The following is a 14859-nucleotide window of genomic DNA, read 5'->3' as shown; positions in this document are numbered from 1 at the left end:
CTTACTCCCCACTCGAGCTCGATGGACTCGTTGATGATGACTCTGTAGAAGAGGTTGAACTAGACGTCGAACTTGTACCTGTTTTCACCTGTGACCCATCTTCATTCAAAATCGTAGTTCGGGTATCCCAATACTTTTGATACTCCGCTTTCAATTCATCCAAGGTTGTTTCCCGCTCTTCCCCCGACAAAGTCGTATTTTCACGAACCTGTTCCATTTGCTGGTAAAGAGCATACAAAATCAAATCCGAATCATCCAAACGCTTGGCCAAATCCAAAGCTTCTTGGCTATTACCACGACCAATTTCAATCCAGTAGTCCAAATATTGCTCATCTGATTTGAGCGTTACATTATTTAAGATAACAGAACGTTGTTCATTACTCAAATCAAACCCTTGGATGTAGGCATAGGCAAGAGTGTACTTTTGAGTGTAGGGAAGATTGGAAACCTCTACCCGCTCCAACTCACTAATCACCCCAGGATAGTCCACCTTGATGAAGGCCGTATCCGCATCCAGCATTTTTTCCTTGAAAGGATTGTGCATGAAAACTAGATAAATCAGCGGCAAGACCAATAATCCTGCCAGGGCAGAAAGCCAGATGGTCGCATAGCGATAGAGACGGTGCTTGGAGCGAGAAACCCTTGTCAAAGTCGCCTTCTCCTCCTCCAACTTATCCTGAAAATAGCCCTGCAAAAGTCCTTCCAAACTATCCATATCCTCTGCCTTGCGAATGGTATCTAAGAACTCCGGTACAGGAACCACATCCAGCGCACCATTGTAAAGGTCCATAAAATCATGCTCTGTAAATAAAGCAAGGATATAAGATTTTAATTGCTTCAACAAATCCGTAGCATCCAAGGTCTGAGGCACCATCTTCTCCGGAATAGCCCGATAGGCTAGTTTGACCCGACCATCCTTAGTAATAAAGACAGATGACGGATGCACGAAAAAGGTGATTGGCAATTTCAAAGCCTGCTTCAATTCTAAAACATTGAGAGAAAGTCGTAGTTTTTCAGAGACCTCTTTCTCCTTCATGTCCTCAAAGGTTTGCCCAAATGCATCCAGATGATAGGTGAAATGAACTGTATCTTCATCCACCGTCATTTCCTGTTGTAAAAATTGAGGGTGGTGCAGATCCAACAAGAGCAGATCAGATAGCTCTTGCGTTGCCACATCAGACCGTTTTACATCAAGGTGCCACTCTTTATCACCCTTTAAAAAGACAAATTCCTGTCCGCCAAAGACAAATGTTTCTTCTTTCACCCTAAACCTCCAAAACCTCTATAATATCTCCCGTTGTCACAGGATAATCGGCTAATACTTTCCCTTCGTCCAAAATGAACCCCTTATTAACAACATGGAGTTGGTATTTTTTTCTAGCATTCTCTTTTTCGAAGATGCTATCCAACTCCTTGATTAATCTCCTAACCTCAATGTGAGTCGGAATCCGTAAGTCCCTGATTCGTCCTCCATCATGTAAGGTAACATTGATATGCGTCTCCATCTCATCTCCTCCAATAGACCACTAGAAGATTATTCCTGGCCTACTTCATCCTTACCCATCAAATAGGTTGCTAAACTTGCAAGCAATAGAATGCCAACTACAATAGAAGCAAAAAACAGGCCAGAGAGAAGCCCTGCTGGAGCTCCCTCTGTCCCACTATCTACCTTGGTTGTCATCACCTTATGGGTCCGAGTATCAAACAAGGTCCCCACTTGCAAAATATCCGTGCTTGGTTTCTCACCAGTTTGGAATAGGCTATTTAGCTGATGCTCTAATAAGACTTGATCAGCTTCTTTTTTGGCAGTCAATTCTGCTTGATCTGGTGCCAAAAACAAAGATTGGACCAGTAAATCCTGACTACCTATTTTCTTTTCTTTTTCTACTTCAATGCGTGAACTATCAATTTGAAGACTATTGTCTCCAAGTTCGGACGCTTCTATCCCAACCGGAAGAAAGAGAACCAGGCAACTAAGAACAAGTGCTATCTTTTTCATTTAATCCTCTTTTTTATTTAGGAATTTTTCCACATCAACAAAAGCACTCAAGCCAGCAAAACCAAGCCCCAATACGAGCGCCGTAGCAATCACTGTCAGACTGGCAGCTTCGCCATCAAAGTAACCAGACAAACTATTTTCTAAAACAGAAAGAGGGTTGATGGCTTTCAATGTTGCAGGCAGGCCTGTCAAACTAGCAGTTGTACCAATGGCATTGGATAGGTAAATAAAGCTGATAACCATGAAGAAGCTAATCCCCATGCCAAGTCCTTTGGCATTTTTTATCAATAGATACTGACCTTGTGCTAGTAATAGGCTAAACAAGGTAATCATCAGCACCCAAGTCGGGATCAACTCGCTATCAATCTGCAACTGTTGACTTGATACAACCCCGATCAATCCACCGACCAGAAGTGATAGAACGCTGAGCACAGTCACTGTTACTAAATCTGTATCCTCGAGACGGCTTACTTTAAACTTATCTTTCACAGCCTTAATCACACGATGAGTACCAAAAACATAAGCTGCAAACAGGGTCACCATCTCCAAGAGTAAAATCCAGGTGAAAGGTCTGTAGGTGTTGACTGTTGCTTTTACAGATGAAGACGATTCTGTCAATGGTGCGGACAAGAAATCCAAAATCACTTCATTTGGAACACCATTGTCATAGGTATTGCTTAAGACAGAAGTAAAGGTTTTTACAAAGTCGCCATTTTCAGCCAATTCTGATTCAAACCTCTCCATCAGGGCAGTTGCTTCAGAAGATAGATTCTCTCCGCTTTCTTGAGCAGCCTGTACATCATTAGTAAATGTAGTGAAGACGGTATTGACATTAGTCGCCTCCTCAACGTTCTGTTCTGAAAGGGATTTTACCTCACCTGTAATAGAAAGGGAAGCGTCCAATTCAGTAGCGAGCGCCGCAAGTTCTGTATCATGCGTTCCTTGAAGAGCAGTTTGTTGCTCTTGACCATCTGCAATAGACTGAGCTCGTGCCTTGACATCCTCCAAAAATGCCAGCTGATTCGCTATCTGTTGAGCCAAATCACTATTTGTCGTGCTGATATATTGGAGTTGATCTTTTAATTCTTGTTTGCGTCCTTCTAACTCAGCCAATCTTTCCTTCAAAGCTTGATCTTGTGCACGCGCTTCAGAATAGGATTGTAAATTAGCTGTAATGGAACTCGTGACTAAAGAGGTCAACAGGGATTTCGCGTCTTGGTTGAAGAAACTATCCGTCAAACTGCTACGTTCACCAGTTACAGTATTAACAGGATAATATTGTTCTAATAAACGATTAGCTTGATTATACTTGGAAATGATTTCACTAACTTTTGCAGCATAGGCAACCTCTGCTTTACGATAAGCTTCCTGTTCTTTTAAGAAGTTTTCCCAATCAAATCCTGCTGTTGTGACTTCCAGATTATTAACACTTACTTTGACACTCCCCTTCGCCATCTCAGTTGTCGTGACAGGTGTACCAGTGGACGGTGACGTAGTCGATGCAGTATTCTCTTCCGATGAGCTCGAACCCGTCGTTGACGAAGTTGAAGTTGAATCCGTTACTACCGTTGTTGAAACCGTGGTCGTCTGACTCTTTTCATATTGGAGAGTGACGGTTACTGTATTATCCTTTTGCAAGGCAACAACTTCACTAGGATTGGTGTAGCTGTTGCCATTCAATTCCCAAGATACCAAATCAAACCCGCTAGGAATTTCTAAGGAAAGAGTAGCACGAGTTGTTGGAGTAGGAATTTTAAAATCAGCAGCAGCTTGAAGATGCGGTTCTAACTCTTTAGCAAGAGCCTGTAATTCTTTCAAATCATTAGAAGCTACAAAGTGTTCACCAAAATGCACTTGCGCAAATGCTGCGTCAAATTGAATCTGACTCGCTGCCTTTGGATCCAATTTGTTTAAATCAGCAGTCAGATCTGCAGGAGTCAAGCTTGGTAAACCTGCCAATTGATTCAAAATCAACTGGTCTAAGCTCGTTTGATAGGATGCTAGAGAAACCGGCAACTCTGTACTCTTACCCAAAACCGCTCCAATGTGGATTGTTTTCAGACTATCACCATAGTAAGTGGTTAAATGTGTTTCAGCAAAGTCAGAAATCGCAGCCTCATGCTCTGCTAATTTCGTACTCTCAGCTTCAATTGCTACCTGTAAATCGGCAATGGCTTGATCCAATTTTTCAACCAAACCAACATAGCCACTAGCTTCACCCGTCTCGTCTATCGCTGCTGCCCCCAACTGCCCCGAGAGCACCTCTTGGGTCGTTTTAATCGTTGCAAACAACTGATCCGTTTCAGCACTGAGTACAGAGCTATTCATTGCTAAAAGCGAAGCTGAAAATTCTTCCTGTGATAGTTTTCCCTGATTTCGTTGTTCAATCAAGGTAGCTAAATTATCTTTTAGTCCCGTCTGAGCAGTATTTAGGCTATCATATGCCGTCACATTGCCAGAAAGCGCTTCTTTCAAAAGATTATTAGCTGCCAATGTTGAATCAGCCGTCGAAGTCAAATTCGGAAAAAGTGTCTTAAAATCAACAGCTGTTTGATAGAGATTGTTCCTAAAAACAGCAATATTGCTCACCTTTGTATCTGACAAGGTCTGAACATTTCGTTGAGCCTGATAAAGATTCCCGAGAATGCTGGCCATATACATATCAATCAGCTGACTCTGTAGGTCTGCAATAATCCCTTTTGCCACCTTAACAGCTTCATTCTCTACCTGCAAATTACCATTTGCATTAATCTTATATGTGATTGTCGCTTTATCAACATTGGTATTGTTGATATCCAAGATTTTTGTTGAAAAATCGCTTGGGATGGTCACAACCAATTGGTAAAGCCCTTCTTTTAACCCCTTGTCAGCCGTACCACGACTGACAGTTGACCAGTTATGGGCAGTATTTTTTTCGATATTTTTTGCATAACTAGCGCCAAGATTATATTCCGTACCATTTAGGGTTACAGTATTATCTTCATTGACTAAGGCAACATCCAGCTTAATATTTTGTCGCCCTGCTTCTTGCTCTTTCTTGGAAATACTCGTGTTGTTCTGAACGGCAATATTTAATCCAATGATAGATAGAAGCAAAAGTAAGACCAGCAAAGCATTTCTCCCATACTTCAAAATGCGCTGTTTATCCATTTTTCATATCTCCTTCATTTCGATAAAAAATAGGAAGGCTGGCGCCTTCCTAGCATTTGAACTTCGTCAACCCTTAGCCATTGATTTGCGCTGCAATGTCTGCATCTGTTTGCTCGATAATGTCAGCAACTTTATTCAATTGGGCATTGATATCTCGAAGCAACTCAGAAAATTCAACAATTTTTGGCTTAAGCGCTTCAAATTGAGCATCAAAACTGTCAAAAGCTGTACCTTCCCAGTTTTCACGAATAACAGATTGCTCATTTGACAAAGATGATAAAATAGCATCAATGTTATCTGAACCTTCTGTATAGCGAATCGCAGAAGTACGGAGCTCATCTGGGGTTAATTTAATACGTGACATATCTTTCTCCTTTTGTCTTATAATTACTAATCCATTATATAATAAAAAAGCCAAAAATACAACCATATATGCAACTTTATTTATAGAAAAGTAATCATTTAGCCGGGTCAAAACATAATTGTAAAAATTTTATACTATTTTGACTACAGAGCAAAAAAAGATTGAAGGAAGATGTCCGAAACAAACCTTCCTCCAATCTGAGCTGAAAATTCAGCTTTTTCTTTATGCACGAATAATCTAAATAGGGACCACCTTACGTCTCTTTAAGTGTAGGTTGGTAAATGTTATTCAAAAATATTTCCCAACTCTACATCAACTCGGTTTTCCTTGACATTGATGTCGGTCACAGCGAGCAAAGACTTGTAGTTAGCTACGCTACGGTCCCCTTTTTGGTTTTCCGCAAAGACAGCCACGCCTACCAAGGTTGAGTCAAACTCAGACAAGAGGCTAATCATACCATTGATGGTGCCACCATTTTTCAAGAAGTCATCGACGATTAAGACACGGCTTCCTGCCTTCAAACTACGCTTGGACAGAAACATCTTTTCGATACGGTCGCTAGATCCTGACACATAGTTGACAGAAACGGTTGAACCTTCTGTGATTTTCAAATCACGACGCACAATAACAAACGGTACATTAAGGACATTGGCAACAGCATTGGCCAAAGGGACACCCTTAGTCGCAACTGTCATGACCGCATCAATCTTTTCATCTTTGAAAGCATCTGCAATGATACGACCGACATTTTTCAAAATATGCGGTGTAGACAGCAAGTCAGATGAATAGATATAACCGCCTGGCAAGATACGATTACTTTCAGCCATCTGATCACGAAGGGCCTGTGCAATTTCGACAGACTCTGCCTTAGAGATTGATGGAGTAAAAACAACTCCTCCACTGGCACCAGTAATGGTTTCAATATGCCCGATAGAGCTTTCCTCAAAAGCCTTTTTAATGATGGCAATATCCTCTGAAATCGAAGACTTGGCAGACTCATACTTTTCAGCAAAGGTATTCAAACTAGTTAATTCATAAGGGTGGTTGATGAGATAGTTGGAGATGACAACCATTCGTTCACTTCTTCTTAATTTCATACATTCATCCTCTTTCGCTTTTTTCTATTATATCATAAGAAACGACAAAAAGCGAACTTTTTTTCTTAAAAAGTCCGTCTTTTTCGTATTTTGTTTTCTAGCCACCTGTACCATTTGGGAATATGTAAATAAAAACCTTCGTACCATTCCGAACTGGCAGCTGATTGCTTGACCATCAGTGGAATTTGTTCGGGATCTACTCGTTCCGCCCAAGAAAGAGCGCCTAGACTGTTTACTGTTACATAAAGAGCCATGAGTCTCCAAAATTCCTCTGGAATAGCTCCGTCAAAATAGGCATCTACCTGACCACGCGCAAAGGCTGGAGACAAATCTGCCGTGAAAATCAAACGGTTGAATTCTTCCCAGGGGTCTCCTATGTCGTAGCGATCAAAGTCTAAGATTTTTAGTTTTCCATCTCTTCCCAGTAGAAAATTCCCTGTATGAAAATCTCCATGATGGTAGGCAATCTGTCTCCCTTCAAGCAAGTGACGATTGGTCTGGACAAAGTCTATCATAGCTTGACCATTTGGATAGGAATGACTAGCTGCTTGGTAGGCCTTGATTTTACTGTCAATCTTAGCCTGATAAAAACTGTTCCAGTCCCGTTGACCTTGATCAATCGGTAGGGCATGCAAGGTTCTCAAAAACTTCCCAGCCTGACAGCCCAATTCATACAAGACAGAATCAGGCAGATCGGAAGCCACTTCATTCATATCCTGACCTTCCACCCATTCATAGAGGGTGTAGACTGACAAGTCATCCGCCCAAAAACTTAGTGGCTCTGCCACAGGCAAACCTAGACCAAACAGGTTTTCAACTAACTGAAACTCTAATCGCTTAGCCTCATAGGCTGGGCGCTCTGCTATTCTCAACAGACCAAAGCGACCATCTTCTAGCTGGACCTTGTACTTTTGGTCCGTGGACCAGCCTTTAGTGAGGGGCTGTCGAGACACTATCCTAACTGCCATCAGTCGATGTTGGGCTTATAGAAGGCTCGGTTATCCATGGCAAAGATGCGGTTGGTCATCTCGCCTGGACCGACCTTGTCCAAGGCCGATAGCATCATCATCATTTCCGCATCGATGTTGTCAATCATGTGGAGGATTTCCGCCTCCATAATCTGCGGACGGACTGGGCTACCATACTCCAAGAGACCGTGGTGGCTGAGGATAACGTGGCGCAGAACAGTCACTTCCTCCAGACTGTCATCGATGCCCAATTCCACCAAAACCTTGGTAATCTCTTCATCAATCAAGGAAATGTGCCCAATCAGATTGCCACGGACAGTGTAGCCTGTGTTATCAGGTCCTGTCAGTTCAATCACCTTGGCTAGGTCATGCAGCATGATTCCTGCAAAGAGCAAACTCTTGTTGAGCTGGGGATAGATGTCACCAATTTTATCTGCCAAGCGGACCATGGTCGCCGTATGGAAGGACAAGCCTGAATAGAAGGCGTGGTGATTAGTCTTGGCAGCTGGGTAGGAATAAAATTCCTTGTCGTACTTGCTGTAAAGAGCACGAACAATCCGCTGCCATGTGGCATTTTCGATGCGGAAAATCATCTGGCTCAAATAGTCCTTGGTATCCTTGACATCCACAGGTGGCTTTTCCTTGAAATCCGCAGGGTTGTTTGGTTCGCCAGCTTTTGGCAAACGGAGAACCAATTGATTGACTTGGGGTGTATTATTGTAAACTTCACGGCGTCCCTGCATATGAACAACTGTCCCAGAAGTAAAATCCTTGATTTTCCCTGGCTGGGCGTCCCAGACCTTGCCTTCAATCTCACCAGTATCATCCTGGAAGGTCAGAGCTAGGTAGTCTTTTCCAGCTCGTGTTTGACGGACATCTGCGGTCTTGATGAGATAGAATCCTTCGAAGAATTCATCTTTTTTCATTTGGTTAATTTTCATTATCTTCCTCATCTAATGGGGACAAGCCAAGCAGTCCCTTGGTTTGGTCATCTTCGTACAGGTCAATGGTGCGAAGACTACGTTCGATAGCGTTGGTGCGAGTCGTTAGGAGTTTGTCAATATTGCTGCTGGCCTGATTGAGTTGCTTTTGGGCCTTGACCAAGAGGTCAGAAAACTTGCCAAATTCCAGCTTGACATTGCCCAAGACCTTGGAAATATCATCGGCTGACCGTTGAATGTTGAGGGTCTTAAAGCCGACGGAGAGGGAATTGAGCAGGGCAGAAAGTGTGGTCGGTCCTGCTACCACGATATTTTCCTGACGGCGTAGGTCATCAAAGAAAATGGGATTGCGGACCACCTCTGAATAAAGCCCTTCGGTTGGCAAGAACAACACACCAAAGTTAGTCGTTTCAGGCGGATTGAGGTATTTGCTCTGAATGTCCTTGGCAAAGCGTTTGATAGCAGCCAAGAGATTTTTCCGATGGAGGTCAATCTGGTCCTTGTCCCCACTTTCGTAGGCATCTTCCAAGCGGTAGTAATCCGCCAGCGGAAACTTAGAATCGATTGGCAAGTAGATATAATCACCTTCCGTCCGTCCTGGTAGCTTGACCGCATACTCCACGCGCTCACTAGAGCCTGAAACCGTGGCAAACTCTCGTTCATATTGGCTAGGTGTCAAAATATCCTCGATAATCTGTCCCAGCTGCAATTCACCCATGATACCACGGGTTTTGGTGCCAGACAGCACCTTGTTAAGACTGCCCACATCACGCGCCACCGTCTGCATTTCACCCAGACCACGATTGACCGATTCCAATTGCTTGGACACCGTTTCAAAGGAAGCCTGTAGGCGGGTTTGCAGGGTTTTCTCCAGCTTTTCCTCGACCGTCTGCCGCATTTCTTCCAGGCGTTTTTCATTGGACTCCTGAATGGCCTGCAAACGGCGGTCGGTGGTATCTCGCGTTTCCAAGTGGCTCTTATTCAGCTCTTGACGGATGTCGGTTAGCTGTTGATAAAGCTCCGTGCGGAGTCTTTCCACTTCCTGATGAATGGCCTGCTGCTGTTTAAGAGTTGCATTTTCTAGTTGATAGCTGAGCTGATCAGACAAGTTGTCTGCTGTGTCCTCGGCTTGATCTTGCAAAAGCAGGGCCAAGCTCTGCCATTTTCCATAAAGAAAAACCAAGGCGAGCAAGACCAGTATCAGCAAAATAAGTAATACAATATCCATCTAATTCTTATCCTTACTGTAGATAAGGACCACGTAGCCCTTATCCAGTTGAATGTCTATGTCTCTATCTATAAATTCGTTAGAGGAATAGCATTTTTTGAAAAAATAATTGCTGGCATCCAGCGGGTACTTGGCATGACGAATGGTCAGGCGGCTCTGGTCCGACGGCATAAAGGAAATGTACTTCATACCAGCAATCGGTGACAAACGGTGCTGACCTGCAGGTCGAAAACGGACGATGTTCTGACTGTCCACCAATTCAATCTGCTCCATATAAATTGCCAAGTCCGGCTCTGCAGCCAGAAAGAGATTGGTCATCATGTGATCCATGCGGCCACCCAAGGCACCGTATATGCGAACCTGGGCCTGCGGATATACCTTGAAGATTTCCTTTAAAGCCAGCTCCAAATCTGTATCATCTTTTTCAGCAGGAGCTTGCAAAAAACACTCTGCTTGATCCTTTATCCGCCCCAACTCTTCAGGTGTCACCGAGTCAAAATCACCGATGGCCCAGTCAAGAGGCAGGGAATGGTCCAGAAGACGAAGAGAGCCTGCATCTACCCCCACATAGAGGTCGGCAGGCTCAGGAAGGCAGTCAAAGGAACCGCCTGCTATTAGAGCAATCTTAATCATGGAGGGCCGCTCTCAATTTGGCAACGTTGGCATCCAAGTCTCCTTTGAAGAGATAGGAACCAGCCACAAAGACATTGGCACCCGCATTTTTGGCTGAATGAATGGTCTTGTCGTCAATCCCGCCGTCCACTTCGATGTCAAAGTTCAAGCCCTTGGCTTCACGGAGTTTGACCAAAGCCTCAATCTTCTCAGCCACTTCTGGAATGTAGGCTTGTCCACCAAAACCTGGGTTGACCGTCATGAGAAGCACCTGATCCACCAAGTTGAGCACAGGCTCAATGGTCACAAGGGGTGTACCTGGATTGATGACCACACCCACCTTCATACCAGCGGCACGGATTTTCTGCAAGGTCCCATGCAGGTGAACCGTTGCTTCTGCATGAATGGTTAAAATATCTGCACCCGCACGTGCAAAGGTCTCAATATGATTTTCAGGATTGGACACCATGAGATGGCAATCAAAAACCAGCTTGCTATGAGGACGCATAGCCGCAACCACATCCGCCCCAAAGCTGATATTTGGCACAAAATGACCGTCCATGACATCAATGTGCACATACTCCACACCTGTCTTTTCTAGACGCTTGAGCTCTTTTTCAAAATTTGCATAATCTGCCGCCAAAATAGACGGTGCAATCTTATAATGTGACATAGAGAACCAACTTTCTATTTGAATTTCTTACTTACCTTGGTATAGGTTTCACGCTGATTTTGGATTTCGCTGAGGAATTGGAGATAATTGTCAAAGCGACTTTGGGAAATGGCAGAGCTGGCAACAGCTTCCTTGACCGCACAATCCGGCTCATGGGTGTGGGTACAGGTCCTAAATTTGCAGTTCTGACTGCTTTCCGCAATCTCTGGGAAACAATCTGTCAGAGCCTCCGCCTCCTTGACTTCATAGTCTAGGGATGAAAAACCTGGCGTATCCGCAATTTTCCCACCGAAGACATTGTAGAAGCTGACCGCACGAGTGGTATGACGACCACGCCCCAGACTATCTGAAATAGCCCCTGTTTCCAAGGCTAATTCTGGTGCAATGCGATTGAGGAGAGTCGATTTGCCAACCCCTGTCTGCCCCATAAAGACCGTCACCTTATCCTGCAATAATGGCGTCAATTCCTCCAAACTATAGACAAATGGATAGCCAATTTTCTCATAGATAGCCTTGAAGGCATCAATTTCCGTCCGATCTTCTACCAAGTCCATCTTAGAGATATAAATAATGGGATCCATGTCCTTTTGTTCTAAAAGCACTAGGAAACGATCTAGTAGATTGGCATTAAAATCGGGTTCCTTGGCCGACATGATAACCACCGCCTGATCAATATTGACGATAGGAGGTCGAACCAAGCTATTTTTTCGCTCATGAATCTTTAAAATGTAGCCTTCTGAATTTTCCTCCGCAGAAAAGTCCACAAAATCACCCACGTAGGGCGTTTGGCCTTTCTTACGAAAATTTCCTCTGGCTCTGGTTTGATAAATCTGTCCATTCGCCTCGACATAGTAAAAACCAGCCAAGGTCTTAATAATTCTTCCTTGCAATGAAGACTCCTTTGTGTGTACTTGTTCCTATTATACCAAATTTCCTAGGAAAAAAGGAGCAGGAAAGAACTCGAACCTTAATAAAAGAGCGTGTCACCCATTTCACGTTTCAAGTTGTTGAGCTGAAACAGTCTATTCCCAGACTGTTTCAGTCCCACCCTCGCACAGCTCAAACTGTCTGGGAGACAGTTTGAGGTTGGAGATAAGGCGAACTTTGTTCGCAACAGTCGTAATGGTTAGATTTGGAGTGTAAAACACGAACTGCTGAGATTTGCTTTGCAAATCTTATCTCCAACCTCCAACAATCAATCTGATTGTTGGATCAATCAACCACTGCGCTGAGATGTTGACACTAACCTTATGAAGTGGGATGGTCTTTTACCCAGACTCTGATATTTTACACTTTACTCTAGTCATTTCAATGTAAAAATAGTATAATAAAAAGCAAGCGGAGGTGGTGGAACGGCAGACACGCATGCTTCAGGCGCATGTGCCCATCGGGTGTGAGGGTTCAAATCCCTTCCTCCGCATTATTTATAAAGGATAACCCCAAGTCAGAATTATTGGCTTGGGGTTATCCTTTATGCTAGTTATTTAGCTTCAAATCATTTAAGTAATGTTATCCAGTTTTGCTTTGAATGCAAGATACGGGCTACAAAAACCTGATAGCCCTCTATGAAATAAAAAACGAGATAATGTTCTATCGGCATATAACGGTAGGACTTTCCATCGGCAGTTAGGTTGCCAAATCCTCTGCTAGATACCAAGGGACAGGCTTCAGGGAATAGCTCTAACATTTCCAAAGCCGTCAATATCAAATCAATTTTGCTATCCGCTGCTTGTTGGCTGTAAAAATTGATCAGAATGTAATCATATATAGCCTGCAAATCCTGCTTGGCTCTATCAGAAATAACAAGCTCATATTTTTTCTTATCAGTCAAGACCAAATTCCTTTCTGACAGCCACGAGAGAACTTGTCTTACCTGCTAGAATATCCTGATGCCCTAACAAGATTTCTTTCTTTAACTCTTCAAAAGCAATCTTGTTGCTATCCTCCCTACTGTCTTTTGTAACAAATTCTTGGGCATCAATAGTACCTGTCGCAATTTTTCTCAAGGTCGCATTCAGCACATCTGAAACTGTCATGCTTTCTCCTGCTAATAGCTCCTTTGTCTGCTTATAATAAAATGAATCTGCCCTAAAGTTTACCTGTTGTGTTGCTCCCATTATTCTCAACTCCTTTGTATAGACATTTTGTACATACAGTTTACCCCTTTTTCAGAAGTTGGTCAAGATATTTGCTAAATAACCCCAAGTCAGAATTATTGGCTTGGGGGCATTTTTATATCTTCTCACTCAATTTCCCATCCCGCATTTCCAAAACCACATCAAACATGTCTAGGATGGCAGGGTCCGATTGGTGCAAGATAGTAATGATGAGTTTGTCCTCCAGCTGCAAGAGGTTGGTCAAAACCTGCTTGGTCAGGGCAGGATCTAAATGGGCGGTCGGTTCATCCAAGAGCAAGATGTTCTTGCCACTCATCAGGGCACGGAGCAGACACAGGACATTTTTCTCGCCACCACTCAAGAGACTGGGGTCTGTTGTTGTACACAAGGTGTCCTGCAAACTCGTTGGTAATCTCCTTAACAAGCCAAGCATTTCTTCTTCCCCCTTATCATAGGTTCCAAAAACAGACACATTGTTTTCAAAATCGGTATGGTAAAGATGCTCAAACTGGCTGAGATAGAAGGCGGTAGCTGCTTCCATTTCATGCAAAACATCATGTTCCAGATAGGAGACACTTCCCTTGTCCAGAGCCAGTTCTCCTGCCAACACTCGTAGAAAAGTGGATTTTCCGCTGGCTGACGGACCAATGATGGCATACTTTTTCCCCTTGTCAAACCGATAGGAAAAATCGGTGACCGCTAATTCTCCCACATGATAGGCCACATCCCTGACTTCCAAGGCTGTCACATTGGGATAGCTTGGCACTTGCTCAGACAAGACCTGACCAACAAGATAACCTTCTAAATTGGCAACCGTTTCCTTGGTCGAATGGATATAATTGACATCCAAGAGGATGTATTTCATGGGATAGATGAAATTTTCAACATAGCTAAAAGTCGCAATGGCAGCACCGATGGTCAACTCCTTTTGCAGCAAGAGGTAGCCGACCAAGCCAAAAGCTGTTAATTGCACCAAAAACATGGAAAATCCATTGACAACATTGGCCAGGGTCTTGAATTGCCCAAAGCGAAAACGAGCCTGTTCACTTTCTTCTACTGACCGATGGTGGACACGGCTGATGGAGCCGAAGGTTTCACTATTAACACGGTTCTTAGCAGAAAAGAGGTCAGTTACCACCTGAAAATAACTTTCCAAACTCTGTAAAAATGCCCGCTGCCGCTGAGAAAGAGGACCAGAAATCCACTTGGGAATGAAAACCGCCAAGGCAGACGATAGAATAATCCCAACCGCAACCAGCGGATGAACAAAGAGAAAGAGGGAAACCGCATAGATGAGCATGCTCAAACTAGAGCGGATAATGTCCATGAGAGGGCTTAGATAACTCTCCTCAATGGTTTCCAAATCGTTATCAAAAATGGACATATAGGCGGAGACATTCTTCTCTGAAAATTTGGATAAAGACTGTGATAACAAGCTGTTTGCCAGGCCTTTTTTAGCAGTGACATAGAAGCCCTGAGACACCTTCCACTCATAAACCTGGGAAATATACTGAAAGACTGAATTAGCAATAATGGTTAAGGCATAGGCTAACAAGAGCCATACAAGCCCTGTCCAGCCCATCTGAAAAATATGGTCAAAAAGATACTTATTTAACTCCGGCAAAACAACATTAGTCAAACTATATAAGATATGGAAAACCAACTGAATGGCAATAACAAACCGCAGTTGATAGATGATTTTTTTCATAA

The 14859-nt window shown here is 43.4% G+C and carries 15 protein-coding genes and 1 tRNA gene; 1 reads left to right on the top strand and 15 read right to left on the bottom strand.

Annotation, left to right across the window (positions count from 1 at the left end; all coding sequences use genetic code 11):
- Position 1: 1 nt before the first annotated feature.
- The 12 genes from essB to rsgA form a co-directional block, all read right to left on the bottom strand.
- Entirely contained in the window at positions 2 to 1264 is a 1263-nt protein-coding gene (gene essB, locus ODU39_RS00835) for a type VII secretion protein EssB (protein ID WP_105142422.1), read from the bottom strand.
- Between the two features lies 1 nt (position 1265).
- Complete coding sequence (locus tag ODU39_RS00830; protein WP_044753826.1) at positions 1266 to 1505, bottom strand: EsaB/YukD family protein; 240 nt, start codon at positions 1503 to 1505, stop codon at positions 1266 to 1268.
- 29 nt (positions 1506 to 1534) lie between these two features.
- The gene (gene essA, locus ODU39_RS00825) at positions 1535 to 1999 is read right to left on the bottom strand and encodes a type VII secretion protein EssA (protein ID WP_013730613.1); all 465 of its coding nucleotides are present in this window, start codon (positions 1997 to 1999) and stop codon (positions 1535 to 1537) included.
- The gene (gene esaA / locus ODU39_RS00820) at positions 2000 to 5149 is read right to left on the bottom strand and encodes a type VII secretion protein EsaA (protein WP_398579642.1); all 3150 of its coding nucleotides are present in this window, start codon (positions 5147 to 5149) and stop codon (positions 2000 to 2002) included.
- 73 nt (positions 5150 to 5222) lie between these two features.
- A complete protein-coding gene (locus ODU39_RS00815) occupies positions 5223 to 5513 on the bottom strand; it encodes a WXG100 family type VII secretion target (RefSeq protein ID WP_013730614.1) in 291 nt (96 codons plus the stop codon).
- Positions 5514 to 5797: 284 nt separating this feature from the next.
- Complete coding sequence (gene purR, locus ODU39_RS00810) at positions 5798 to 6610, bottom strand: pur operon repressor (RefSeq protein ID WP_002938438.1); 813 nt, start codon at positions 6608 to 6610, stop codon at positions 5798 to 5800.
- Between the two features lie 65 nt (positions 6611 to 6675).
- Positions 6676 to 7578 (bottom strand): aminoglycoside phosphotransferase family protein, encoded by a 903-nt coding sequence (locus ODU39_RS00805; protein WP_398579641.1) that lies wholly within the window; start codon positions 7576 to 7578, stop codon positions 6676 to 6678.
- Positions 7578 to 8519: a 3'-5' exoribonuclease YhaM family protein gene (locus ODU39_RS00800; RefSeq protein WP_398579640.1), complete on the bottom strand. Its 942-nt coding sequence runs from the start codon at positions 8517 to 8519 to the stop codon at positions 7578 to 7580. Before ODU39_RS00800 ends, ODU39_RS00805 begins: the two co-directional genes overlap by 1 nt.
- Positions 8509 to 9747, bottom strand: a complete 1239-nt coding sequence (locus ODU39_RS00795; RefSeq protein ID WP_398579639.1) for a DNA recombination protein RmuC — start codon at positions 9745 to 9747, stop codon at positions 8509 to 8511. The genes ODU39_RS00800 and ODU39_RS00795 overlap by 11 nt, the downstream gene beginning before the upstream one ends.
- A complete protein-coding gene (locus ODU39_RS00790) occupies positions 9748 to 10380 on the bottom strand; it encodes a thiamine diphosphokinase (protein ID WP_398579638.1) in 633 nt (210 codons plus the stop codon). It lies immediately after the preceding gene.
- Positions 10373 to 11032, bottom strand: coding sequence for a ribulose-phosphate 3-epimerase (rpe, locus tag ODU39_RS00785; protein ID WP_024407309.1), 660 nt, complete (start codon positions 11030 to 11032; stop codon positions 10373 to 10375). Before rpe ends, ODU39_RS00790 begins: the two co-directional genes overlap by 8 nt.
- Before the next feature lie 14 nt (positions 11033 to 11046).
- Positions 11047 to 11922 (bottom strand): ribosome small subunit-dependent GTPase A, encoded by an 876-nt coding sequence (gene rsgA, locus ODU39_RS00780; RefSeq protein ID WP_398579637.1) that lies wholly within the window; start codon positions 11920 to 11922, stop codon positions 11047 to 11049.
- 448 nt (positions 11923 to 12370) lie between these two features.
- On the opposite strand from rsgA, the gene ODU39_RS00775 reads away from it, so the two are divergent.
- A tRNA-Leu gene (locus tag ODU39_RS00775) sits at positions 12371 to 12452 on the top strand.
- 75 nt (positions 12453 to 12527) lie between these two features.
- On the opposite strand, the gene ODU39_RS00770 is transcribed toward ODU39_RS00775, so the two are convergent.
- The 3 genes from ODU39_RS00770 to ODU39_RS00760 all read right to left on the bottom strand — a co-directional run bounded on the left by ODU39_RS00770 (position 12528) and on the right by ODU39_RS00760 (position 14857).
- Positions 12528 to 12863, bottom strand: coding sequence for a type II toxin-antitoxin system RelE/ParE family toxin (locus tag ODU39_RS00770; RefSeq protein ID WP_105249271.1), 336 nt, complete (start codon positions 12861 to 12863; stop codon positions 12528 to 12530).
- Positions 12856 to 13149 carry an antitoxin gene (locus ODU39_RS00765; protein ID WP_105249259.1) on the bottom strand — a complete coding sequence of 98 codons (294 nt, stop codon included), beginning with the start codon at positions 13147 to 13149 and terminating at the stop codon, positions 12856 to 12858. Before ODU39_RS00765 ends, ODU39_RS00770 begins: the two co-directional genes overlap by 8 nt.
- Positions 13150 to 13264: 115 nt before the next feature.
- A complete protein-coding gene (locus ODU39_RS00760; protein WP_105256984.1) occupies positions 13265 to 14857 on the bottom strand; it encodes an ABC transporter ATP-binding protein in 1593 nt (530 codons plus the stop codon).
- Positions 14858 to 14859 lie beyond the last annotated feature (2 nt).

Source organism: Streptococcus sp. 2021WUSS126 (assembly GCF_044427255.1).
GTDB lineage: Bacteria > Bacillota > Bacilli > Lactobacillales > Streptococcaceae > Streptococcus > Streptococcus hashimotonensis.
The sequence above is the reverse complement of the archived record's forward strand: the minus strand, read 5'-3'. Positions and strand labels throughout refer to the sequence as shown.